General features: G+C 37.1%; 21 protein-coding genes. 11 read left to right on the forward strand and 10 right to left on the reverse strand.

Annotated elements, in window-relative coordinates; genetic code table 11:
• From IQ237_RS19425 to IQ237_RS19435, 3 genes are all read right to left on the reverse strand, one after another.
• On the reverse strand, positions 1-196 hold a 196-nt coding region (locus tag IQ237_RS19425; RefSeq protein ID WP_194058140.1), incomplete at its 3' end, for a hypothetical protein.
• Positions 197-459: 263 nt separating this feature from the next.
• Positions 460-2,634, reverse strand: coding sequence for a DEAD/DEAH box helicase (locus tag IQ237_RS19430; RefSeq protein ID WP_194058142.1), 2,175 nt, complete (start codon positions 2,632-2,634; stop codon positions 460-462).
• Between the two features lie 221 nt (positions 2,635-2,855).
• Positions 2,856-3,008: a hypothetical protein gene (locus tag IQ237_RS19435; protein ID WP_194058143.1), complete on the reverse strand. Its 153-nt coding sequence runs from the start codon at positions 3,006-3,008 to the stop codon at positions 2,856-2,858.
• A gap of 164 nt (positions 3,009-3,172) precedes the next feature.
• Between IQ237_RS19435 and IQ237_RS19440 the strand changes: the two genes are divergently transcribed.
• Positions 3,173-3,859, forward strand: coding sequence for a Uma2 family endonuclease (locus IQ237_RS19440; protein WP_194058145.1), 687 nt, complete (start codon positions 3,173-3,175; stop codon positions 3,857-3,859).
• A gap of 61 nt (positions 3,860-3,920) precedes the next feature.
• Here IQ237_RS19440 and IQ237_RS19445 read toward each other — a convergent pair whose 3' ends face one another.
• The 3 genes from IQ237_RS19445 to IQ237_RS19455 form a co-directional block, all read right to left on the reverse strand.
• Positions 3,921-4,901 carry a serine/threonine-protein kinase gene (locus tag IQ237_RS19445; protein WP_194058147.1) on the reverse strand — a complete coding sequence of 327 codons (981 nt, stop codon included), beginning with the start codon at positions 4,899-4,901 and terminating at the stop codon, positions 3,921-3,923.
• A gap of 461 nt (positions 4,902-5,362) precedes the next feature.
• The gene (locus tag IQ237_RS19450; RefSeq protein WP_194058149.1) at positions 5,363-6,580 is read right to left on the reverse strand and encodes a HetZ-related protein; all 1,218 of its coding nucleotides are present in this window, start codon (positions 6,578-6,580) and stop codon (positions 5,363-5,365) included.
• A gap of 384 nt (positions 6,581-6,964) precedes the next feature.
• A complete protein-coding gene (locus IQ237_RS19455) occupies positions 6,965-7,624 on the reverse strand; it encodes an L-threonylcarbamoyladenylate synthase (protein ID WP_194058151.1) in 660 nt (219 codons plus the stop codon).
• Between the two features lie 170 nt (positions 7,625-7,794).
• Here IQ237_RS19455 and larC point away from each other — a divergent pair, with 170 nt between their 5' ends.
• Positions 7,795-9,102 (forward strand): nickel pincer cofactor biosynthesis protein LarC, encoded by a 1,308-nt coding sequence (gene larC, locus IQ237_RS19460; protein WP_194058153.1) that lies wholly within the window; start codon positions 7,795-7,797, stop codon positions 9,100-9,102.
• A gap of 199 nt (positions 9,103-9,301) precedes the next feature.
• Here larC and IQ237_RS19465 read toward each other — a convergent pair whose 3' ends face one another.
• Entirely contained in the window at positions 9,302-9,904 is a 603-nt protein-coding gene (locus IQ237_RS19465) for a hypothetical protein (RefSeq protein ID WP_194058155.1), read from the reverse strand.
• A gap of 426 nt (positions 9,905-10,330) precedes the next feature.
• Between IQ237_RS19465 and IQ237_RS19470 the strand changes: the two genes are divergently transcribed.
• The 6 genes from IQ237_RS19470 to IQ237_RS19495 all read left to right on the forward strand — a co-directional run bounded on the left by IQ237_RS19470 (position 10,331) and on the right by IQ237_RS19495 (position 16,162).
• Positions 10,331-11,272 carry a YbhN family protein gene (locus IQ237_RS19470; RefSeq protein WP_194058157.1) on the forward strand — a complete coding sequence of 314 codons (942 nt, stop codon included), beginning with the start codon at positions 10,331-10,333 and terminating at the stop codon, positions 11,270-11,272.
• Between the two features lie 87 nt (positions 11,273-11,359).
• Entirely contained in the window at positions 11,360-11,944 is a 585-nt protein-coding gene (locus tag IQ237_RS19475; protein WP_194058232.1) for a Uma2 family endonuclease, read from the forward strand.
• A gap of 1,509 nt (positions 11,945-13,453) precedes the next feature.
• On the forward strand, positions 13,454-13,666 hold the full coding sequence (ndhL, locus tag IQ237_RS19480) for an NAD(P)H-quinone oxidoreductase subunit L (protein WP_371851453.1): 213 nt from the start codon (positions 13,454-13,456) through the stop codon (positions 13,664-13,666).
• A 36-nt stretch (positions 13,667-13,702) separates the two neighbouring features.
• Positions 13,703-14,005 (forward strand): DUF3007 family protein, encoded by a 303-nt coding sequence (locus IQ237_RS19485; protein WP_194058159.1) that lies wholly within the window; start codon positions 13,703-13,705, stop codon positions 14,003-14,005.
• A gap of 145 nt (positions 14,006-14,150) precedes the next feature.
• Positions 14,151-14,954, forward strand: a complete 804-nt coding sequence (gene trpA, locus IQ237_RS19490; RefSeq protein ID WP_137667988.1) for a tryptophan synthase subunit alpha — start codon at positions 14,151-14,153, stop codon at positions 14,952-14,954.
• A gap of 551 nt (positions 14,955-15,505) precedes the next feature.
• Entirely contained in the window at positions 15,506-16,162 is a 657-nt protein-coding gene (locus IQ237_RS19495) for a heterocyst differentiation related protein (protein WP_194058161.1), read from the forward strand.
• Between the two features lie 85 nt (positions 16,163-16,247).
• Here IQ237_RS19495 and IQ237_RS19500 read toward each other — a convergent pair whose 3' ends face one another.
• Entirely contained in the window at positions 16,248-18,143 is a 1,896-nt protein-coding gene (locus IQ237_RS19500) for a serine/threonine protein kinase (RefSeq protein WP_194058164.1), read from the reverse strand.
• Between the two features lie 166 nt (positions 18,144-18,309).
• Here IQ237_RS19500 and IQ237_RS19505 point away from each other — a divergent pair, with 166 nt between their 5' ends.
• Positions 18,310-18,798: a hypothetical protein gene (locus IQ237_RS19505; RefSeq protein ID WP_194058166.1), complete on the forward strand. Its 489-nt coding sequence runs from the start codon at positions 18,310-18,312 to the stop codon at positions 18,796-18,798.
• A 93-nt stretch (positions 18,799-18,891) separates the two neighbouring features.
• Here the strand turns inward: IQ237_RS19505 and IQ237_RS19510 are convergent, their stop codons facing one another.
• Both IQ237_RS19510 and IQ237_RS19515 read right to left on the reverse strand, forming a co-directional pair.
• A complete protein-coding gene (locus tag IQ237_RS19510; protein ID WP_194058168.1) occupies positions 18,892-19,764 on the reverse strand; it encodes a DUF4435 domain-containing protein in 873 nt (290 codons plus the stop codon).
• Positions 19,761-21,035 (reverse strand): AAA family ATPase, encoded by a 1,275-nt coding sequence (locus IQ237_RS19515; protein WP_194058170.1) that lies wholly within the window; start codon positions 21,033-21,035, stop codon positions 19,761-19,763. Before IQ237_RS19515 ends, IQ237_RS19510 begins: the two co-directional genes overlap by 4 nt.
• Positions 21,036-21,497: 462 nt before the next feature.
• On the opposite strand from IQ237_RS19515, the gene mgtE reads away from it, so the two are divergent.
• Together mgtE and IQ237_RS19525 are read left to right on the forward strand one after the other, a co-directional pair.
• Positions 21,498-22,847, forward strand: a complete 1,350-nt coding sequence (mgtE, locus tag IQ237_RS19520) for a magnesium transporter (protein ID WP_194058172.1) — start codon at positions 21,498-21,500, stop codon at positions 22,845-22,847.
• 97 nt (positions 22,848-22,944) lie between these two features.
• Positions 22,945-23,940, forward strand: coding sequence for an aspartate carbamoyltransferase catalytic subunit (locus IQ237_RS19525; RefSeq protein ID WP_194058174.1), 996 nt, complete (start codon positions 22,945-22,947; stop codon positions 23,938-23,940).
• Positions 23,941-24,150: the final 210 nt, after the last annotated feature.

The following is a 24,150-nucleotide window of genomic DNA, read 5'->3' on the forward strand; positions in this document are numbered from 1 at the left end:
CTGGTGTAAAGTATACACTTTCAAATTCTTGATCGGGGGTGTTCTCAATAAGTCCGGGACTGGTGCTGTTAATCTTGACAATAGATGGTATCGTACCTGTAAAGTCTATATTCAGATTTTCGGCTAAAACTTTGACTGGGAAAGCAGCAGCAATAATCATAGCTAAACTTATAGTTATTGTAGTTTGGTAGTTCATCATTCAGAATTGACTATAGGAAATAGATCAATCATAACTTTTCAAACACCCTCTAAGAGGATGTTTTAAAAGTTTTGGGCGAATATAATTCGCTACTAAGTAAGTGGGCGTTAAAAATTGTCGTTATGACAAGGGAACAGGGAACAGGGAACAGGGAATAGAGAAGAGGTTTTTGAATATTTTACTTTTTGTTACATATTTCGGTTTTTTTCTGTTCACCTACTTACACAAGCAAGGGAATAAATTCCCTGTCTTATAAAATATTAATCCCCATCCCCAATATCCCGCTTAGGTGGACGCTTATAAGCAAAGGTAAAACTCTCACCACTAGCAATTACTTTCCGCATCTCATCATACATGGGATAATTACCAACACCACTTAAATTTGCCCAACCCCGCGCCCTCGTTAACGCAACAAACAACTGGTTACGGAAACTGACATCACTTTCATTCCGTGCAACGTGATCAAAACCCACCACATAAACCATATCTGCTTCATGGCCTTTTGCGCGAGTAATACGAGAAACTGTCACCCCACCATCACACCAAAATTTATCAGGATCATTATTGGGATATTGGGGAACTAAATCATTTAATTTTAAAGCTGTGGGAATATAAACATCAATGTCCTGTTCCATTAAAAAACTTGCAACAGATGTTTCTAATTCCATTACTTCCAAAGGTGAACCTAAAACTAAAACCAAAATATCCCGACTGGGGTTAAGTCCATCATGGACAATATTGTGCATGATCTTTTCTGATAAAGCTGTCATTTCTGCTTCACGGGAAGAGAAAGTTTCAAATTCTAAAACCGGTTCTCCCCACAGTTCAGGAATAGGGTTTGGTGAAAATTCAGGTTTTCTAGTAATAGTAATTGGTTGACCAACTCGGCGAAAATCTCCTTTGACTTCATAACCAATTCTATGCCAATCTTCTTTATTTGTAATTCCCGTTAACATCCCTTCAGGACGTAATAAACCCATTCCCATTGCATGAGCAGCAGTTAAAATTTGTCCGGGTGTGCGATAACAACGACGCATTACTTCTGAACGTTTAATACCTCCAGAATATAGGGGTTGTTTATTCAATAAATTACTTAATTTTTCCCCAAAAACTTCTTTCGCTTTGGGAACTACTAAACTATCCAAACTTTGCGCTTCATCATAAGCCCAAATTAATCTTTTTTCTTCGGTTTTATCTTCACTTACTGGTTTTAATGCTTGATACGCTAACCAATAAATTGCTTGTTTATCTTCATATTTTAAATCATCATCTGCTACTAAATCTTGACCTTCATCTATCAAAATTGCATCAAACATGGGTTCAATTTTGATTTCTTCTAACAGTCGTTTACTTAAATCTATTAAACCCCGGTTTGGTTGTCTTTCCTTGGTATTTTGGACTGTTCCCGGTCTTTTTCCGTGATATTCACAAATGGTACTATATAAACCAGGTTGTTCTTTTGCACCCCAAGCATGAAGTACCTGTAATTTTAAATTTGTTTTGGGATCATAGTGCATTTCTCCACAACTAAAACGCCGTATCCATTGATCCAATAAACCAATCATTAAATCATATAAGGAACGGGTAAAAAATACTAAGGCAATATTCCAATCTGGATGTTTTAGGTGCATACTTGCGGCTTTTTGACAGAGTAAAACTGTTTTTCCTGAACCTGCAATACCGCGAATACGTTGGGGACCTGGGGGAATTTCTTTACCGATATGTTCCTGTTGTAAATCTATTTCATAGAGTTTTTCTCGTAAACTGTCAATCACCGCAGAACGGGTTTTTCCTGTAGTTGCAACTCGCTCACGGGGAGGTTTACGCAATACGGGAGTACCGCCAACTACTGAAAGTAATAATTCCCAATCTTTATCTTCGATGTTTTCACCGGGAATGAGAATATTAGCCTTTTCAATTGTTTCTATTAAACCAACTTTTCCTAATTGATCTTGAAGAATAATTGGCGGAATATCGGGTAATTCATGAAAACCTTTTTCTTGCCATTGTTGTGATGTAATATGAGGTAAGGCAATTATCGCTCTACCGTTAATTTTTCTCCAAAGTGCAGCTTCCCTATCACTATAGGATATGATTGCTCGTAGTTGATGTTCTGCAATTTGATAGGGATTGATTTCGGTAACATCACTATTTTGCAATTGCCAAGTTTGCCTGTTAATATTAGTAATCTGGTCAATATTTAGAGATTGAACAGCAATTACTAATACTCCAAATTCTCGATCAACTATTAATATATCCGGTTCTTTTCTTATTTCTCCTACTTTGAAAAAAATAGGATACCGCCAATATCCAATGCAGTTTCTATCTGCAAATGCACCCCGTACAGCATCCCATACTTTCTGCTCTCCGTCTTGATTTTTTATAGCTTCGGTAGTGATAAATTTGCTACCCTGTTCTTCTATGCCTACAGTCATTTGTTTTGCCTGTATAAGATAGTTAATACTGTTAAGCTAACACTATCTATAGCTTGTGAACAGTGAGATTATACGGATATGGGTTTTTCAGTATTTTTAACTATAAATTTACGGTTTTTATCAAAAAAATGTGAATTTGTGTAAGTTACTGTCAGTACAATATTGATCAGAACATAGGTTGATGCACACACTGGTATCTAGTACAAATTTAAAAGTATTCGTCATCTATCTCTATCTTCTCTAATCATTTCTGTATTATCTCGCAACTTAAAATCTGCTGGATTTGAACGACGAATATTTTGGGTTTCTTCTAATAGTTTCAAAATTTTAGTACGTCTTCCTGATTCTATTTGCTGTTTTTCTATAGGACTCATATTTGATTTTTGAACAGAACTCAGTACATACTGAAAGCCTTCTTTCCTGTTCCCTGTTCCCTCTTTCAGACTGGTAATTTAGCATAACAAGTACGGTAGAACCTTTTTTCTTTTTATTTTATCTATGTTAAAATCAACATAGTTTAGTTATAGTGAAGACGATTATGTTAAATTACGATTTGCGTCAATGTCTTCCATCTTCTGCGGAACTTCCTGACTCTGATGATACTCCAGTGGATAACGAATTACAAAACCTCATCCCTAATTTATTAGAAGCTATTTTAGCTTTAGTTTGGCAAAATAGAAATGATTGGTTTTTTGGTGTAGATATGGGAATTTATTATGCACCAAGTAAACCACCTTTAGTTCCTGATGGTTTTTTGAGTTTGGGTGTAGAACGTTTTATTGGTGAGGAAGGAAGGTTAAGTTATGTACTGTGGGAAGAAGATAATATTCCCCCGATTTTTGCTTTAGAAGTGGTTTCTAAAACCTACGGTGGTGAATATGAAAGAAAGAAAGTTGACTATGCAAAGTTAGGAATTTTATATTATGCAATTTATGTTCCTAATCGTCAATACCGGCGTAAACGTCAACCTTTGGAGATTTATAAATTAGAAAATCATCAATATATTTTACAACCTGATGGGCGGTTATGGATGCCAGAAATTGGTTTAGCGTTAGGAAGAGAAAGGGGTACTTATTTAGGGAGAGATAGAGAATGGTTATATTGGTATAATCAACAAAGTGAAAGGTTGCTAACTCCTGAAGAATTAGTGTATCAAGAAAGATTAAAAGCGGAAAGGTTAGCGCGAAAATTACGAGAATTAGGAGTTAACCCAGATGATATTTAATTAGTAGTTATATATCCCCAGATCCCCGACTTCTTTAAGAAGTCAGGGATCTATGAAATTTCTATTCTAATTTGATAATTTTTCCCGTAGTTTCAGGAATTTGATCATTTGGTTTTTTCATACCTGGTAACATTGCAGTATGAAAAATTAGGATAGAAATTAATGTGAACATCACCCCAAATAAAATCATATCTGTTCCTGAACGACTAGAAATACTCACAGATGAATTATTTATTTTTCCATTTGATAAAGGTATTGTTTTCTGTACAGATGGGGGTTTTTGTAAGTCTTGAATTATTTCCTGCGCTGATTGATATCTGGTATCTTGATATTCATCAATCATTTTACATAAAATCTCTTTTAAATCATCGGTAATATGAATATCCCTATACCAAGTATCAGTTAAATTCTCAGGTTTTAATCCCGTAATTAATTCAATTATTGTCATTCCCAGTGCATAAATATCACTATTTTTTTCTGGATAACCTCTCATTTGTTCTATGGGTGCATATCCACGGGAAAATATATTAGTACCTGGTGTTTGTAATTTTGTATCATTGGGATTTTCTGCTTTGACTGCACCAAAATCTATTAAAAATAACTTGTCATTATGATCTATCATAATATTATCAGGTTTAATATCACGATGGATAATACCTTTTTTGTGAATATAATCGAGTATTTTTAAGATATCTAGGAGAATTTTTTGAGATTTTTCAATACTCAAATTTTTAGCTTCATGCAGTTTTTCCCTTAATGTTTCACCATGAATATATTGTTGTACTAAGTAATATTGTTGATTTTCTGCGATATAATCTACAAAATCAGGAATTTGTTGATGAGCTTGCAACTTTTGTAAAATTTCTTTCTCGTCATTAAACTTGCGTTGAGCGATCGCTATTTTATTTGGATCATTGCTAGAAAATGTCAATTGTTTAACCGCGTAGTTTTTTCTATACTGATCCACTGCTAAATAAGTTGTCCCAAAATTACCACTTCCTAAAATTTTGAGCAGTTGATATTTTCCACCAATATTATTCATATAGCACCACCATCACAGAGATGATCCCCTTCTTCATCTTCAGCATGAGCAAAGATTAAGAAATTTTACTTAATCTATACTATACCAAATATGCTATGATTGGTGAAATTTACATTAGTTGATTTATTAAGTATTTTTACGGTAATGATTCAGGGGTAAGATCCCCTACTGCTAGAATCAATTTACAATTTATTGACAGGATAGTAAAAGAAGTCGGGGATCTTAATTTTTTTTGATTTTTCTTAATTTTTAATGGTGATACAGCAGATTGCAGATCCATTAGGTACAGAATCTAAATTGAAACCTATACACTAAGCTAGTTTTACTTCTGACTCCTGCTGTAACTACTTCTCTAATTCTCCCGTGATGGGGGAGAAATAGAGGAGAATGTTATTTTGTAGAAACAGGTGTATAAGGTGGCTAGGTATGCAGATAAATGTAACAATTTCACCAGAGAATGATCAGGCCTTAACTTCAACATTACCGTTGCGGATAGCCCAAGCTAATTCTAACATTTGAGTCCAGCGTTTTTGTAGCTGTTTGGGAGTGCATTGTACAGCCTTAGCGATCGCCTGATCACTTTCCTTCGCAGTTTTCAAGTTAAAAATTTGCTGTTGTTGTTCAGTCAATTGATTCCAGAAAACTTCCCATTGTTGAGAAGACAAACCCAACTTATGTTCTAAACCAGCACCCAACCATTGATGTACTAATTGCCAATGATGCTGTTTAGCGAACTTTTCAACATGATATTTAAATCTTTGTTGCAAATAATCACGTTGACGACTAGTTAAACCTAAAATTTGGTCAATTTCTGGTGCAGACAAATCTTGAAGTTTCAAAGACAGATAATTCATACAGTCAGATTGACCTTGAGACTCCAGATATTTCATCAACTCAGTAATTACGCGATCGCGTTCCGACTCCTCAGAAGGATCAAAACTAGGTTTAGCAACCATCTGGGATCTAATCTGCTGCACCGCTAAATTACGTTGATAAGACTCCGCTTCTTCAGTTTTAGCAGAATCAACCGCCATTTCAATATCAACAGTAGTTTCCTGGGGTTGACGACGAGCAAAACCTTGAGCGCGTAAAACAATTAACTGTTGATTAGCACCACCAGGTAAATTAATTCGACGTTTAGCATACTGTTCCGTAAACGCCATATACTCAGCTAATTGTAACTGAGTCCGGGGAGTATAATCTTCAGCTAATTCATTTTCCCGACGAAAAGCTTTAATCGCTTCGATATAAAAAGCTTGGAGAAAATCCTCAATCAGATTATAACGAGCTTCAAAGCCCAATTCAGAGCCAGCAAGAGTAACGTGGCGATAAACAATAGCACCTAAACTACTATGTAACTCTACCCTTCCTTGCCGAGAACCCAACTGATAGTAACGCAAACACTTTTGTAAACGATGTCTTGCTAAAGTAATCTGCCAAGACCTAACTTGCCCAGAAGTTTGAATGCGAGAACTTTTATCACATATCCGTTCTACTTCTTTGGTGATGCGCTCTGATACAGATTGCACGCATCGAGATGAAGCCTTGACTTGAGACTGCATTTCCTGACAAAGAAGCTGCACTAAAGTCTCAGAATTAGTACCTGATAAATCTTCATTTGAATCATCACTATCAAAAGCAGTTGTAGAATTTGGCAGATTGACGAAGTTAGCTTTCATGACTTTTCCTGGAGTTGGTATTGCACCTTAACTAAAACGCAGACACAGTTCTTAAGTCCAGTCATCATCAGAGAATCTTGCTGACATACATCTATCAAGACTCGCCGCAGATACTGTTGACATATAAGACTGTAGGAAATTTCAGAAGTTAAGGGGCCTGTCAAGTGTGTCGCTTTTTTGATCAGCAACCAGATTAAAGGTGAGATATCGGTATGGAGAAGACGCTAAAAATGATTCAAACCCTAGCAATGCTAAGATTTGCCGCCATCTCATTTTCCGTGATCCCAGCGTTTTTTGGTATGACAATTTCAAAATTGGAGTCAAAATTGGAGTATATTTATCACAATTTGCGAAACAGAGGGTTGAATCTGTAAAGCTCAATTATTATACCCAAGCTGCTGCTGCTTCCCAACCTAAACCCCTCCGTGTAATTATTGGTTCTTCATCCGTCAAGTCTAAAATGGTAGACACTTGATTCGTAGGTTCTTCACCTGTATCAATAATGATGTCCACCAAGTTATCTAAACGGTCAAATAGCTCTACCCTTGACAGAATAGATTCAGAATCTACTCCTAATATTTCATCATCTGTGTCATTGTGTGGTAAATGTGCCGAAGTGGAAATAATCGGATTTCCTAACGCTTCCAGCAATGCCAAACATACCCTATGATCTGGCACGCGGATTCCTGTAGTTTTTCGCTTAGGACTTTGCACCAGTCGCGGTACTAATTTGGTAGCAGGTAGCAAAAAGGTGTAAGTACCTGGTATCAAACGCTTCATAATCCGATAGGCTGTATCACTTACGAAGGCATAAGTAGACACATTAGAAAGTGAAGGACATAAAAAAGTCAGTGGTTTATCATTGGCTAACTGCTTAATTTGTCTCACTCTTTCCACCGCCGACTTAGCATTCAAATCACAACCAATGGCATAGACTGTATCAGTAGGGTAGAGCATGATAGCGCCACTAGAAAGCGCCAACTTTATATCCTCTATACGGCGGTTTTGAGGGTTATCAGGATGAATTTCAAAAATCTTGGCCATAGCAGGTGACAGGTGACAGGTTATAGGTAACAGGTTATAGGTTATAGGTTATAGGTAACAGGTTATAGGTTATGGGTTATAGGTGAATAGTATTTGCAATCACCAATCACCCATTACCAATCACCAATCACCAATCACCAATCACCCATTACCCATTACCCAAATAATTTATGAATAAAATTGCTTATTTTCAATGTCCCACGGGAATTTCCGGTGATATGTGTCTGGGTGCTTTGGTAAGTCTGGGTGTTCCCGTAGAGTATCTGATAGAAAAACTCAATGGTTTAGGAATTGAGCAGGAATACCAGTTACGGTCAGAACTTGTCCACAGACAAACACAACAAGCAACTAAGGTTCATGTAGACCTAGTACATCACCATCACCATCATCATGAACACTCTCACCATCATGGCCGTCACCTGCCAGAAATAGAAGAGATGATTGTTAACGCCAATCTACCATCACAGGCAACAGCTTGGAGTTTAGCCGTTTTCCGCCAGTTAGCAGTGGCAGAAGGGGCAGTTCATGGCATTGAACCGGAAAAAGTTCATTTTCATGAAGTCGGTGCTGTAGACGCGATTGTAGATATTGTTGGGACTTGCTTGGGTTTAGATTGGCTAGGTATCAATACAAATAAAGAAGGATTACCTTTAATATACTGTTCACCGTTTCCCACTGGTGGGGGAACTGTTCGTGCGGCACATGGAAAAATGCCAGTACCAGTACCCGCAGTTTTGAAGTTGTGGGAAATGCGAAGTTGTCCAGTTTATAGTAATGGGATTGAAAAAGAACTGGTGACACCCACAGGGGCAGCGATCGCCACTACTTTAGCTAGAAGTTTTGGTTCACCACCACTAATGACTCTCAAACAAGTAGGATTGGGAGCAGGTTCTCTCGATTTACCCATCCCTAATATACTACGGCTGTGGATTGGTGAAAGTTCAAATCTTCCAACCACTGTTACAGATGTTGCTCATACTCATCACCATTCAGAACATCATGCAGAACATCATTCAGAATCACATTTAGAACCTGTTTCAGTTTTAGAAACTCAAGTTGATGATTTAAATCCCCAAGCGATCGGTTATATATTTGATGCTTTATTTGCGGCTGGGGCGGTGGATGTCTTTACTCAAAGTATAGGGATGAAAAAATCACGTCCAGGAATTTTATTAACTGTGATTTGTCATCCAGAAAATTTAGCTAGTTGTGAAGAAATTTTATTTCGTGAAACTACAACTTTAGGGATTCGTCGCACAATTCAACAACGTCGTATTTTACAACGAGAAATACAACAAGTAGAAACACCCTATGGTAAAGTCGGTGTCAAAATTGCTTGGAAAGGAGAAGCAGCAGCAAAAGTCATTAGCAATGTGCAGCCAGAATATGAAGATTGTGCAGACTTAGCACGAAAACATAATATTCCCTGGCGGGAAATTCAGCGTTTGGCTTTACATAATTGGTATAGTCAAAATTAACTTTCAAGTAATCATTTTTTAGTTCCATAGGTCTGATAAAAGTCTGATAAAAAAATGGTGGGCAATGCCCACCCTACCAATACTTTTTTTGCATATTTTACCCAATTACCAATTACCAATTACCAATTACCAATTACCAATTACCAATTACCAATTACCAGCCCAAACAGATATGATAAGTTGACCACTGGCAATGATATCAATCCGCTTCTCTTAAAGTCCTATTTATTGCTTCTCCTGTATCCTCTGCTCGACGTTGAATATTTCTCCCAACATCTTCCGTTCCACGTTGTACATTTTTGGTTAAATCTTTAAATCCTCTTTCCACATTTTCCTGTAGATTTTCCATTCCTCTTTGAGTACCCTTGGTTACTCCTTCTCTCAACTCTTCCGCTGAACTTCCCACATCTTCACCTAAGTTTTTCACCCGTTCACCAAAAGGTGTTCCTTCTCGATAATTACGAATATATTGATCAGTGCTATCAACTCCCTTGCGTTCAATATTTCTCCGAGCATTTTCTATGAGTTGATCTGCTCTATATCTGGCTGCTTTTTCAGCTTCTCTCGCTCTGGGATCTACATCACTAAAGTTATTCATTCCTCCTTGATATTTGGAAATAGGATAATCTTTTGTCGGATCATATCTTTTCGCATTTGGTGGTTGTGCCGCTGGTTGTGGTGGTTGTCCCGCTATATTAGGACGATTACAAGCTTGTGCTAAACATAGGAATGTTAACGCCAAAAATATGCTTAAAATTTTCAATGGTCGCAGATTTTGTAACCAATTAGTTAGCCTTTTCATCTTATCCTCCTTGTATTTTTTTGACTGCATACAAGCATAAAATCTGAATCACAAAAGTCTATTTACTTACTGCGAGATTTTTCTTTAATTCAGGTCTATTACTTGCTTTATATGCTTTTTATTTTAAAAATCCTGAAGCTTTTTCTACTGACTATTAGAGGATGTTTGAAAAGTTTTTAATGTATAAATAAACCCCTCTCCAAACCTCTCCCCGACGCGAGGAGAGGCTTTGAAACCCTCATTCCCTTGTAGGGAAGGGGGGAAGGGGGGTTAGGTTTCTAGAGATTATCGGTTTCATCTAATACTTTTCAAACAACCTCTTAGGTGACATTTTAGTGGTGATTAATTTTTGATTTTATCTAACTATAGAGAGATATTATTTAATATAATGATCTTGCTCCATTTAATGCTTAAATTCTACAAATAATGAAAAAAGTTGTGAAAAACGCTTTACGCTGGTTCATTTTCGGGGGAACGCTATTTTTTTTAGGGAAAGCTTTAAAGGATAATTGGCTAGAAGTGAGTTCTATCCGTATAGATGCGGCAGGATGGGCAACTTTAACAATTGCTACTGGTGTAACTTTACTGGCACATACTTGGGCTGGTTGGATCTGGACTTGGATATTAAAAGAGTTTAATCAATCTGTTTCAACTTTTGAATTTATTCAAGTTTATTTAAAAACGAATATTGCTAAGTATTTACCTGGCAATGTTTGGCATTATTACGGGCGTATCTTAGCGGCTAAAAATGCTAATATTTCTACTGTTACTGCAACTTTAAGCGTTTTATTAGAACCTTTACTCATGGCTGCTGCGGCTTTAATTACTGTTGTTTTGTTTGGTAGTCAATTGGCAGTTAATAACACTAATATTTGGGTACAAATTCTGCAATTTCTCAGTTTAATTGTGCTGCTGGGTGCGGTTCATCCTTGGGTATTAAACTCGATCATTCGTTTTTTATATCGGTTAAAAAATCAAAACAAAAATCAAAATTCTACATCAGAAAATCAGTCTATTAATGGTTTAAGTCTTGACCGCTATCCTCTGCTTCCTTTGTTGGGTGAATTGATTTTTTTAGGATTGCGGGGAACTGGTTTTATTTTAACTATGTATGCTTTATTTTCTGTAAAATTAAGCCAAATTCCTTTATTATTCGGTGCTTTTAGTTTTGCTTGGGTTTTGGGTTTGGTTGTTCCCGGTGCGCCTGGTGGTTTGGGGGTTTTTGAAGCAACTGCGATCGCTCTTTTACAACATCGTTTCCCCGCTGCTTTGGTAATTAGTGCGATCGCTCTCTATCGTCTCATCAGTATTTTGGCTGAAACCGCTGGTGCTGCTTTAGCTTCCCTGGATGAACGTTTTTCTAGTTAGGTGACTGGTGATTGATGATTGGAAAACAAGGGAACAGAAAATTATAATAAAAGTATTACCAATTACCAATTACCAATCACCAAAAAAATGATCGCCGCTAAAGACAAAACCCCCCACCTCACCCCAGAAGAGTACCTGACCTGGGAACTCACCCAACTGGAAAAACACGAATATATCAACGGGCAAGTTTACGCCATGAGTGGCGGTAGCATCAATCATGGTCGTATTGCCATCCGCTTCACCGCCATGTTTGACAGCCACCTAGAAAATACAGGCTGCATCACTGGAAATTCTGATATCAAAGTTAATATTTTCGGTACTAATAACTACACTTACCCAGATGCCAGCGTCACCTGCGACGAGCGCGACAAAACTAATACCCAATACATCACCTACCCCTGCTTAATTGTTGAAGTTTTATCAGGCAGCACCGAAGCTTATGATCGTGGTGGTAAATTTAGAATGTATCAAAATAATCCAGCCTTAATAGATTATCTCCTAGTCAGTTCTACTAGCATGGAAATTGACTTATATCATAAAAACGACGCAGGAGACTGGTTAATTATCAACTACAAACCAGGTGACACTATTGAACTCAAAAGTATTAACCTCAAATTCCCCATTGAACAAGTCTATCGCGGTTTAACCCTTGAAGCAGGGAATGGGAAGTAAAACAAAAGCATTGCATATCATGATTTGTCTTATTTGTCAATACCAGGATATAGAACCCGCAAATAACAGCATTGATTTTTTGGGAAAATTAGTTTTTCTGAACCTTGGTTAATTGGTTAAGTTTTGTATATTTGATTTTTTAACTTTTCGCAAAGTCTTATATAGCAATGATTTCTAGCTGATGCTGAAAAATTAATCCTTAAAATAGGTACTATTTAGGTAATTTACAAATTCTTCTAAATCATACCAGAAGGCTGAAAATATTGCAATACCGTGAATAAATAAAAAGAATTCTCAATTAATTGTTAAGAAATAATAAAGCAAAAATCTTGAATTATATAAATTTTAAAATTGATAATGTTTTATAATCAGTTTTACCTATCTGTAATAATGAAAGGCGAGTAATTGATAGGAGTAATTAATAAAATTAAAAAAGCCAGTGTAACTGAAGATATCACACTGACTATAATTAGTTTTATTTATCAAAGGTGGGAGTGGGGGGACTTGAACCCCCACGACCGTTTAAGGTCAACGGATTTTCATTCTCTCGCAGCTTTCGCTACTGCCTTAAAGGTTTTGAGAATTGGACTCTCCCTTTACCCTCGGCTTTACGTTAGGGTAGCTCCCGTCGAGTCTCTGCACCTTCCCGGAATTTTAACTTTGAAACTTTGGCTTTTGGATTTAACACCAAAATCAATTTTCAACTGTAAACTTTCTGGGCTTGGCTCAGGATTGCCATATCTGTTCACATAGATTACAGATTTAGGTTTCCCTGAATTTGAGAGCTTCCACTTGAAAGATTTCTCTATCAAGGCTCAGTTTTCTAAGTCCGTAGCGTCTACCATTCCGCCACACTCCCAAAGGATTTTTACTTAGGGTTTTTTGCTTTTGTATCTCAAAACACCTTTGGTAATCTTACCATTAACTGCGTTTTTTGTGCAAGTAGTTTGAAAAAATTTTTTTAACTTTTTTTTAAGTTGGATTTTTCACAAGCTACGGTGTTTGATGCACTCGCATTTAACAGGCGATTTTGATTATAACACAATCTTACCTGGTTTTGATGATTTTGCCAAGTATTTGGCAATTTTTTTTTCTTGGCTGGCTACAACTCTTGAAAATAGGCAGGTTCAGGGGAGATAGGGATATCTCACAGGGGTAGGTATTTTACATTTTCGTGAGGGCAAGACTTGGGGGACAAGGAAGGACAGTGGACAAGGGAGGAAACCCGTGCAAATAATGTACAATTGGTCACAAAAACCGACGCTCAACAGACCATTTTTGTATAAAATCTTCCTTGTCTACAATACCTCCTTGTCTTCCAGGTCCTGCCTTAACAGATAATATTAAAAACCTACCCCTGTGAGGATAGGGAGATAGGGCAGGTAGGGAGAAATTATTTGTATTTTCTCAATCACCAGACACCAATCACCAATACTTCCCTTAGTTGACAGGTTGGGCATATCATGGTTAGTAGATGCACCAAATGGTATTCTCAAATCTAAACAAAGAATTATGGTTGTAGCATTACTGTATTTAGCTTTAGCGGGAGCTTATCTTCTGGTAGTACCAATGATTGTGATGTTTTATCTCAAGCTGCGTTGGTATTCTGCCAGTTCTGTAGAACGTGGATTCATGTACTTTTTGGTGTTTTTCTTCTTTCCGGGTCTGTTGCTGCTCTCCCCAATTGCCAATGTTCGACCCCGGCGCAGACAAATTGTTTAATTTGTTCACTTAGTATATTGGTAGGTCATAACTCTCATGCGACGTATTGATGCAATCGGTATTACTTTGGGCGTTTTTTTGGCTGGTGGACTGGCTTATGTAGGATTACAGTTAGTCGGTTTAGATGTCCAAGACGCTGGAATTTGGAGTCAAGCTTTACTGGTTGTGGGTTTGATAGGTTGGTTAGCCACATATCTTTTCCGTGCAGGGAGTAAAAAAATGACCTACCATCAACAACGGGAAGAGTATGAAAAGGCGTTTATAGAAAAGCGACTAGATGAACTCTCTCCCGAAGAATTGGCGAAATTACAAGCTGAAATCGAATTAGGTGACAGGTGACAGGTGACAGGTGACAGGTGACAGGTGACAGGTGACAGGTGACAGGGAAGATGGGAAGATGGGAAGATAGGGAGATGGGGAGATGGGGAGAATAATATATTCCCTGTTCCCTGTTCCCTGTTCCCTGACCACTGACCACTAACAAATGACTGCAATTTCTCGTTGTTTTGAAACTTTAAGACGGAATCACGAGTGCGCTCTGATTCCGTTTATTACTGCTGGTGATCCTGATTTAGAAACTACTGCTCAGGCTTTAAAAGTTTTAGATCGTTCTGGTGCGGATATTATTGAACTGGGTGTTCCCTATTCTGATCCACTGGCAGATGGTCCGGTGATTCAAGCTGCTGCTACCCGCGCTTTACAAAAGGGTACTACCTTGGATCAGGTACTGGAAATGTTGCAAGCTACTACTCCCAGTTTGCAAGCGCCAATTATTTTATTTACTTATTACAATCCAATTTTACACCGAGGAATTGATAAGTTTCTGGGGCAAATTAAGGCTGCTGGTGTGGCAGGTTTGGTAGTTCCTGATTTGCCCTTGGAAGAGGCAGCAGGGCTACTGAAACCAGCGAGTGAGATGGATCTTGATTTAACTTTGTTGGTAGCTCCTACCAGTTCTGCTGAGAGAATTGAAGCGATCGCCAAAGCATCCCAAGGTTTTATCTATTTGGTAAGTGTGACTGGGGTAACGGGAATGCGATCGCAAATGGAAAGTCGTGTTTCTGACTTACTCACACAAATTCGCAGTTTTACAGATAAACCCATTGGTGTTGGTTTTGGAATTTCCGATCCTGAACAAGCGCGGCAAGTGCGAGAATGGGGAGCGGATGCAGCAATTGTTGGTAGTGCTGTGGTAAAGCGTTTAGCAGAAGGAACACCAGAACAAGGACTCTCGGCGATCGCTCAATTTTGCCAAACTCTCAAGCAAACAATCACAACTCCCTCTTGATGATTTGGGAAAAGTAGATTAAAAAAGATATCAGCGTAGTTTTTTTATCATTCCCTGGTGGACAATTTGACTGATATAGTCTTGAATACTAACAATACATACCAGGCTGAAAAAAACTACCTGATATATTTGCTTATAGGTTGAGTCCTATGTGAATTAAAACTAGGCAATAAATTTATGATTGTGAGAGAGAGCTTGTCCTAAGTTGACAATTTCATAGACAAAACTATACTTAACTTATATTGACAAAAATCAATATATTTTCCGGAAAAAATCAACTACTTGATATATAATACGGTGATATCAAGTATTGAATTGAGACTATTGCCGACGCGAAAACCAAGCAATGATGGTGGTAGTCTTTTTCAGAAACTTAATTGGAACACAATCGCGTTGGGCTACAGCGTGAAAGTCTACAGAGGGATAACTGCTCCCATGCTCCCGTTGAAGTAGAAAGTAAAGTCTAGTTTTGTCTAGGTTTTATATAGCAGTATAATATTGTGTCAGTCACAAATAAATTATGGTTTGGTATTAGTTGAGGGGTAAATTTTATGAGTGAAAGTATGGCATTTATCGGCGGAGTGGCTGTAGCTGGTTTAGCGGCTCTCCTGTTGCTCAAAGGAACGAATACCCCTATACAACAACCTAACTTTGCTGTGGCTCCACAAATGCCATCTGCGGTTGTAGCGCCCCAATTTATGCAGCCTTCAATGCAATATCCCCCTTATGGGCAACCAGTATATCCTAACCCCCAACCCATTGCACCCAATTCCGACCAACGTCTGGAAATGGAAAAGCTGAATATGCAGATGGAGAAGTTGAAAACCGACAATGAACAACTAAGATTACAAAATCAGCAACTTCAAGGTCAGGTTCAAAGTTTCACTCAACATCAGTGGCAGTTAGCTCAACAGCAAAATCAGCAAAAAGTCGCTGCTGCACTACCACCTGAACAAAATCCCTGGTGGTCTTCACCTATAATTTGGGCTGTAGGTGGGGCAACTCTGACTATTGGTGGTGGTGTGGTTGTGGCTGGAGTTCTATCTTTGTTCTCTCCTAAGCAACGTCCTGCCCGTACCGTCCAAGTAATTCACCCCTATCACGGACCTACACCTCCTTTAGCTACAATTAGACGGGCTGAATTTTTACCATCTTCCCGCCCAGAAACCAGAAGAGTAGAAACGGCAGAATACGACGAATTACATTAATTGGTGATTGGTGATTGGTGATTGGGTATTGGTAATAATAAACTATTGCCTTTTGCCTCTTGCCTCTTGCCTTCAAAACCATTACCTAATTATCACTATCTTCCTGTTCCTTGGCGGTGGGTGTTTCGGAAGTCGTTGGTTGATTTTGATTGGGTTTTTGGTTTTGGTTAGGGATAACCTGTTTAGCAGCGTTTTCTGCGGCTTGTTTAAACAATGGTTCTAGTTTATTTTGCCAATATTTAATATTAGGTAATTTTTCGGGTTGGTCTCGATAAGCTAACACTTTATCCCATTGACCGTTATCAATAGCTTTATTAATCTCATTAGCTATTGCTTCTGCTTTCGCCCAGTCTTCCTGCCATTGGTTGATGATCTCTACTGTTTCTTTAAGACCGGATGTAGCATTTTTAGGAATTGTTTTTAGTTGAGCGATCGCCCCTTGCACATCTCCAGATTCAAATTTCTGTCTAGCTGTTTCCACAATTTTTTTCTGCTCCTCACCCGCTGGAGATTTTTCAGATTTTACTGGGTTGGAAGTAACCACAGCAGTTGGTGTTGGTTGCGGTTTAGGAACAGGTCGAGATGCAATTAAAGGCAGATCATCTACAGTTTGAATAGAAATTCCTTGATCCCGCAAACAAGCAATCCATTCATTATTATTAATAATAACATCAGAGTGCGCCCAAGCCAAACGACCAGATTTAAGTTTTAATTCTATCCAACCGCGTTTTGTTCTTTTACCAGTGACATCAAACTCACTAGCATCACCAAGAGTCTTTAAAATATTATCAGAATTAATCGCACTGGGTTCAGAACGGACATTAGAATTAGGCTTGACTATAGCCAAGCAATTTGTAGCTGAAGTGCTGCTTTTCCCTGTCCAATTAGCAGCGATATTTTTCACATTTGGATATAAATTTGTTACCAAAGCTGCTGCACCACCAGCTAATAATAAACCAATGATCAAGGGTAATGGATCAGGTTTGTTATCATCTTGTTGAGGAACAGGTTTAGGAGCTATAGGATTATGGTTAGCCGGTGCAACAGCAACAGTTTGCTGTGAAAAGATTTGAGATAGTTTACTGGTAGAAGCGGGTTTGGGGGGATGGTAGCTAACTTGTTTGGGAGCTTCGGAATAAACAGAAGATGTAGAAGTCATATTCACAAACTCTCTACAAGCTTGTAGTGCTTCTGTTGCTGTTTGGTAGCGATCCTTGAAGTGATAACGCACCATTTTACTCAGAATTTCTGCCAAGCGGTAATTAACTGGGATAAAATGCTGCCAGAGAATTTCACCAGTATCAGGATCTTCTTGAAATTGGTTAGCGGGTACTCCAGTTAAAGCTTGAATAGCAATGATACCCAGGGAATAAATATCACTATTAGGACGAGGTTTACCTTGTCCTTGTTCTGTAGGCATATAGCCAGGAGTGCCTATAGCAACTGTAGCTGTTAGCTGTGCGCCAACAGAGACTAAAGGCGATCTTAATTGTTTAACTGCCCCAAAGTCTACTAAAACTAATTTATAATCAGCAGCACGACGGATGATATTATCTGGTTTGATGTCACGATGAATTACACCTTGTTGATGGACAAATTCTAAAATTTCCAGGACTTCCAACAACAACTGCATCACTTGGTTTTGACTCCAAGGTTGGCCGGGTATTAGTTCTTCAGTCAGAGTATGTCCGTCAATGTATTCTTGAACTAAGAAAAATTCTTGATTTTCGTCAAAATAAGCTAATAGTCTGGGTATTTGGTCATGATTACCCAATTTTTCTAAAGTTTCGGCTTCGCTGTTAAATAGACGTTTAGCAGTTTCAAAGATTTTTTGGTCTGTGCTGGCAGGTTTAAGGTGTTTGACAACGCAGATGGGATTACCAGGCCGCCTGGTATCTTCAGCAATATAGGTTTGACCAAATCCTCCCGTTGCCAAAATGCGTATGACTTGGTATCTATGGTCTAGTAGTTTGCCAATCATTATTCCCTCCCCAGTTTTAACACCTAATTTTGCAAACGGTAATAAATATCTCCAAATTTTCTGTCCTGAGATCCGCTATCTTGAGAAAAGATTTAGACTAAAATTGCAGTTTTTTAATAAAAACAACAAATTGTTACTGTTTGTTTAGTATTTTTCTTAACTAACAATGCCACCTAAGATAACAAATTCTACTACATGGCAACAAGCTGAAATTCTTATGCAACCGGCTTTTATTCGCGTTGTTGATAATATTCGTAAGCATCTGGATACATCCTCTTGGAAAGGAATTTACCATGATGTACTGATTTGGCCACCTGGTACAACTGATGAAACCAAGGCTATGGTGGCACAGTTGTTGCAAGATATGGAAACTGCCACACCGGAACAGGTGGAAGATATTAAGGCCAATCTTGCTTTGTTGCCTATGCCCCATCCAGGATACCATTTGCGCTTGCAACGTCAAGAGCAGGAAGTAAATGTGGATTTGTGGGATCTGTGTTATCAAGTGTGTTTTGTTAATTATAGTCCTGAGAGTACGGATGTTGATATTGATACTAATTTATTAGATGAGTTTGGGGAAGTGGATTGGCAACATTTGGAAAATAAGACTAAGCAGTTAGTTAAACGGGTATTTGACAGTTTACCAGAGGGTTAATTCCTGCGGGGTGGGGGGTTTGGGGTGTTGTGTGGGATTATACAGAATATCAGGTGACAGGTGACAGGTGACAGGTGAAAGTTTTTGAGGTTCTTAATTTTCTGAAGATGGGGATGATAAAACTTGATAAGGTTGGTTATTTTGTTCCCATCCTTGAATCAATTTATATAACTGTGTATCACGGAAATAAGATTCTTCGTATGCCAATCTTAAACTTATTTCTAATACTTCTGGTTTAACATCATTACTGTTCCATGTTCCCCAGATTTTACACAATCCTATGGACAAAATACAAATTAAATCATGACCACAACAAACTTGAAGCGGATCATGATCATTATCTTGTAAATTCTCTAACTTTTCTTGAATATCTTTTTCTATCAGTGCTGGTTTTTGGGAATGATCTTTAACTGCTTTAATTAATTTGGCAATATCTACTTTTAAGGTTTTTTGATCTATAAATTTACTGTAGGTGAGATTTTCAAATTTAAGTGATAGATTGAATTTTAAAGATACCCATCTTAAATAACCGATTAATTTACCATTTTCCAAGAGATTTATAATAATTGGTTGATAAAGTTTATAAAAATTATTGATTTTTTCCTCACTGCCAAATTCACGCATTAATTTATCAAGTGCAGGAGATTGAATTAACATAATTTCTAAATCATGATAATCAGTAAATAATAGATTTTGACTAGCTGGTAAAGTTCCTTCTAGTCTGGAAAAATCTGCATCAACAATAGCTAAGACACCTGTAAAATTATCTCTTTCAAGAATAGATAATGCAGCTATAGCTTTATCTTTATTGTTAGCAATTTCAAAGTTACATTTTTTATTATCTAAACAGCGTTCATATACCCGCGTATCGGTAGAACCTTCAACAATTATAAAAGTCCCTGAATAAGCACTGCGTCTCATCCGAATTTGATTAGCAATAAACTCAGGTGTGATAAATTCTCTCATCTCTGAGGACCTTTTAATTCAACAGTTAAGTCCCATCTATCATGAATTATACCAGGTGAGTGAGTTGCTAGTAAAATATCAATGTTAGCTATTTTTGTAATTTCTTTTAAATCTTTTAAAAAATTAACTTGCCATTCTACGTGCAGTGATAGTTCTGGTTCATCAATTAAAATTAATGAATTTGGTTTAACTTTAAATAATAATTCATAAAGCATAACTAATTCATGTTGTTCTCCCGAAGATAATTTTTCAGGAGATAAGGAATTATCATTGCAAGTAAATATAAAACCTTTTTCCTTATCAATATTTATTTCTTTATAAGAAAATCTTTGATTGATTATTTTCTTCATAAGTTCTATTCTTTGAGAGAGGTTATCAAATACAGCAAGTTTCTTTTCTACATCTTCTATATAAACTGATAAAACTTGTTTGATGTTTTCGTCTATTTGTTCGGAGATTTGAAAGTTTGTATTTTCATCTTTATCTAAGAGTCCAGCATTTATTAAATGTTTTCTCTTGTTTTCAACTGCATCGAGTTTTTTAATAAGCTGATCATTTGTGAGAGAATTTGTTGATGCTTTTTGAACTAATCTAACGGGAAATGTTCTATCTAGTGATTGTGATAATGTACCATATTCAGCTAATTTTTCCTGGATGTTTTCTGCCAGTTCATTGGCATAAGCATTTACAGATGGTATCATTTCATTATCTTCTGATATATTTAATAGTCTCTCGGACTCTATCAAATGAATATCTATAGAATTAATTATGTCTTGTAACCATTCTGGTAGTTTTTGAAGTGTTGATCCATACAAAAATATTGCATATTTTCTAAAATCTTCCATCATTGGCATCTCTTTTTTAGTAGTCCAATTTTCAGTATTTTTTAAGTTTAAAGTTTTTTTAGAAGTCCTTTCTGGTATAAAATAATCATGCTGATTGAATAATAATTCGTATTCATTGCGACTGGTATTTGTTTTTAAAACAATTCTTATCTCAGGTTTTTCTACATTGTCATCAATATTTGATTCTGGGGGTTTATGAAACTGAAGACAACTACCATCATCAAAATCTATTTGTAATTTTTTAAATGGAATATTGTTTAATCCTGAAAACTGAAAACTAAAAATATAATTCAATAATTTCAATATCGCAGTTTTACCAATACCATTTAAACCGTAGATAATAGTTATTCTGTCTTCTGTATTCAGGGGAATAACATGATTAAAAATACCAAAAAGTTCTGTAACGGAAATTTGCTTAATTCTCATATTGTCCTCATTAAAAAGTAATTTAACAGGTTTTTAACGCTGATGATGTTACATGGAATTATATTATAGCTTTTTAATACCCAGATCACCGACTTCTTCAAGAAGCTGGGGATCTATCTACTATCTACTGAAAAATATATTCATTGTGTAAAGATTTCCTGTAAAGTGGCTGATAGACTTGACACAGATTAATATAGTAGTAAAATCTCTACATCTATAAAAAATCAAGGCATCTCCAATATATGCCTGTGTATAATGCTACAACATAAAGTCATTATTACCAGGTTGTTATCAAATCAGCCCTTTCCGGGTTAGGATGATAACTTAATGATGACTTGATTAAATATCAATATTGAGTTCTTGAAATTTTATGGACAAAAGTCCACCAGATGGCAGTAGTATCCTCCCCTAAGCTGGCGAGAAAGTCTCCCAGCGAGGGGGAGACATTAGGAGGAATTTATCATGCTGACACAAGATGTTCGCAATTCTTTGGATGTTGCTGACTTAAATCAATTGAAATGTGATTTAAATAATCTGCAACCTGTGGATGTGGGAGAATATATTTCAGAATTACCGGAAAAACACAGGGCGATCGCTTTTCGTTTACTGAACAAAAATCAAGCTATTGATGTATTTGAATATTTACCCACAGAAGTACAAGAAGAACTGATCAACTCTTTACATGATGTGCAAGTAGTACATCTAGTAGAAGAAATGAGTCCTGATGAAAGAGCATACTTGTTTGATGAACTACCAGCAGGAGTAGTTAAACGTTTATTACAACAACTTAGCCCAGAACAAAGACAAGCTACCGCAACGATTTTGGGTTATCCTGAAGGTACTGCCGGCAGGGTAATGACAACAGAATATGTACGGTTGCGACAAGGTTTGACTGTAGGTGAAGCGTTAAGTAAAATTCGTTTACAAGACGAGGATAAAGAAACAATTTACTATGCTTACGTCACCGATGATAATCGTAAATTAGTTAGTGTTGTTTCTTTGCGTCAGTTATTATTTACATTTCCCGAAGTCTTAATTAAAGATATTGCTAGTTCTCATGTTGTGAAAGTGAAAACTGAAACCCTACAGGAAGAAGCTGCCCGCATTATGCAACGTTATGATTTAATTGCTATGCCTGTGGTGGATAGGGAAGAGAGATTAGTCGGGATTATTACCATTGATGATGTGATTGATATTTTAGAAGAAGAAGCTACAGAAGATATCCAAAAATTAGCTGCTGTGAGTGGGGATGAAGAAGCTTTGTCTCCTCCTCATGTAACTATTAAAAAACGGTTGCCTTGGTTATTAGGTATCATGGCATTGTATATTGGTGCTGCTAGTGCGATCGCTCCTTTTCAACAAGTTATTGCGGCTGTACCGGTTCTAGCTGTAATTATGCCCATATTTTCTAATACCGGGGGAACTGTCGGTATTCAAGCCTTAACCGTGACTATTCGCGGTTTAGGTGTAGGAGAAGTAACAGCAGAAGACACAGGCAAAATTCTCCGCAAAGAACTATTAGCAGGTTTAGGAACAGCTGTTGCTTTAGGTATAACAATGATTGCCCTTTCTCTTATTTGGGCAAAACCGAATGAAAGATGGGTAGCTTTAGTTGCCGGCACAGTCATGGCAACGAATACAATGGTTGCTGTTAGCTTGGGAACTTTGCTACCAATGGGATTAAAACGACTCAAGTTAGATCCGGCTTTAATGAGTGGTCCATTAGTAACAACCATGCTGGATACTATTGGTTTTATCACCTTCCTCAGCATAGTTTCCTTTGCTTTGAAAGTGTTTAATTTACCAACTTAAAGGTTTGGTGATTGGTAATTGGTAATTGTTCATGACTACTGCTAATTACCTCAAAAATCCCAAATCTAAAATCTAAAATCTAAAATCTAAAATTTCAATGCCTACAACTACTTGGAATCGTCATCACATTCTTTCTTTATCTGACTTCACAACGGATGAATATAATGCGGTTTTACAAACTGCGGCTTCATTTAGAGAGGTACTATCACGCAGAACAAAAAAAGTACCCACATTACAGGGACAAGTGGTGGCAAATTTATTTTTTGAACCTTCTACTCGCACCCGGAGTAGTTTTGAAATAGCTGCTAAAAGGTTAAGTGCAGATACTCTGAATTTTGCTGCGGCTACATCTTCCATGACTAAAGGAGAAACAATATTAGATACTGCTAAAACCTATTTAGCAATGGGTACAGATATTATGGTAATTCGCCATAAAGAAGCAGGAGTACCCCAGGCGATCGCCCAAGAAATGGATCGTTTAGGTGAAAAAGTCAGTGTTTTAAATGCAGGTGATGGACAACATGAGCATCCATCTCAAGCATTATTAGATTTATCTACAATTTGTAGTTTAATTAATCCAGAAAAACCCAGAATTGAATTATTGGAAGGTAAAAAAATTGCCATTGTTGGGGATATTTTACATTCTCGTGTTGCCCGTTCTAATATTTGGAGTTTAACCGCCAGTGGTGCAGAAGTGCATTTAGCAGCACCTCCCACTTTATTACCTAAATTCTTTGCTGAATATTTACAAGGTACAGCAAATGCAGAACGGTTATTTATCCATTGGCAACTAGAACCAGCTTTAGAAAATGCTGATTTTGTGATGACATTGCGTTTGCAAAAAGAACGAATGACAGCCCATTTATTACCCAGTTTAAGGGAATATCATCAATTATTTGGGATTACTAGAAATCAGTTAAAAACCTGTAAAACAAATGTGAAAGTTTTACATCCTGGTCCAGTTAATAGAGGTGTAGAAATTAGTTCAGATTTAATGGATGATCCTGAATTTAGTTTAATTCAAGATCAGGTGACAAGCGGTGTAGCTGTGCGGATGGCTTTGTTATATTTTATTGGTGGTGGTAGGGGATAATTAATTTTTTGTCAGAATCAGGATGTTCAAGATTTAAGGATTTACAAGATTTAATTTGTCAGAATCAGGATTTACAGGATTTGAGGATTTACAGGATAAGTAACTAGGAAACTGATAAAATATATTAAATTTTTGATCCTGATGTGATATAATAGTTAGGATTGATTGACAGTATAATATAAATATTAATTAGCTAACTCTAGTTGCTAA

The organism is Sphaerospermopsis sp. LEGE 08334 (assembly GCF_015207205.1).
Lineage (GTDB): Bacteria > Cyanobacteriota > Cyanobacteriia > Cyanobacteriales > Nostocaceae > Sphaerospermopsis.

Bases quoted from the DNA above. Each gene is read 5' to 3' on its own strand.
- IQ237_RS19495 (WP_194058161.1), top strand. From the start codon at position 15,506: ATGAGTGAAAGTATGGCATTTATCGGCGGAGTGGCTGTAGCTGGTTTA.
- trpA (WP_137667988.1), top strand. From the start codon at position 14,151: ATGACTGCAATTTCTCGTTGTTTTGAAACTTTAAGACGGAATCACGAG.
- IQ237_RS19510 (WP_194058168.1), bottom strand. From the start codon at position 19,764: ATGAGAGAATTTATCACACCTGAGTTTATTGCTAATCAAATTCGGATG.
- larC (WP_194058153.1), top strand. From the start codon at position 7,795: ATGAATAAAATTGCTTATTTTCAATGTCCCACGGGAATTTCCGGTGAT.
- IQ237_RS19470 (WP_194058157.1), top strand. From the start codon at position 10,331: ATGAAAAAAGTTGTGAAAAACGCTTTACGCTGGTTCATTTTCGGGGGA.
- IQ237_RS19465 (WP_194058155.1), bottom strand. From the start codon at position 9,904: ATGAAAAGGCTAACTAATTGGTTACAAAATCTGCGACCATTGAAAATT.
- IQ237_RS19525 (WP_194058174.1), top strand. From the start codon at position 22,945: ATGCCTACAACTACTTGGAATCGTCATCACATTCTTTCTTTATCTGAC.
- IQ237_RS19475 (WP_194058232.1), top strand. From the start codon at position 11,360: ATGATCGCCGCTAAAGACAAAACCCCCCACCTCACCCCAGAAGAGTAC.
- IQ237_RS19445 (WP_194058147.1), bottom strand. From the start codon at position 4,901: ATGAATAATATTGGTGGAAAATATCAACTGCTCAAAATTTTAGGAAGT.
- IQ237_RS19515 (WP_194058170.1), bottom strand. From the start codon at position 21,035: ATGAGAATTAAGCAAATTTCCGTTACAGAACTTTTTGGTATTTTTAAT.
- mgtE (WP_194058172.1), top strand. From the start codon at position 21,498: ATGCTGACACAAGATGTTCGCAATTCTTTGGATGTTGCTGACTTAAAT.
- IQ237_RS19500 (WP_194058164.1), bottom strand. From the start codon at position 18,143: ATGATTGGCAAACTACTAGACCATAGATACCAAGTCATACGCATTTTG.
- IQ237_RS19505 (WP_194058166.1), top strand. From the start codon at position 18,310: ATGCCACCTAAGATAACAAATTCTACTACATGGCAACAAGCTGAAATT.
- IQ237_RS19450 (WP_194058149.1), bottom strand. From the start codon at position 6,580: ATGAAAGCTAACTTCGTCAATCTGCCAAATTCTACAACTGCTTTTGAT.
- IQ237_RS19430 (WP_194058142.1), bottom strand. From the start codon at position 2,634: ATGACTGTAGGCATAGAAGAACAGGGTAGCAAATTTATCACTACCGAA.
- IQ237_RS19440 (WP_194058145.1), top strand. From the start codon at position 3,173: ATGTTAAATTACGATTTGCGTCAATGTCTTCCATCTTCTGCGGAACTT.
- IQ237_RS19485 (WP_194058159.1), top strand. From the start codon at position 13,703: ATGCGACGTATTGATGCAATCGGTATTACTTTGGGCGTTTTTTTGGCT.
- IQ237_RS19455 (WP_194058151.1), bottom strand. From the start codon at position 7,624: ATGGCCAAGATTTTTGAAATTCATCCTGATAACCCTCAAAACCGCCGT.
- IQ237_RS19435 (WP_194058143.1), bottom strand. From the start codon at position 3,008: ATGAGTCCTATAGAAAAACAGCAAATAGAATCAGGAAGACGTACTAAA.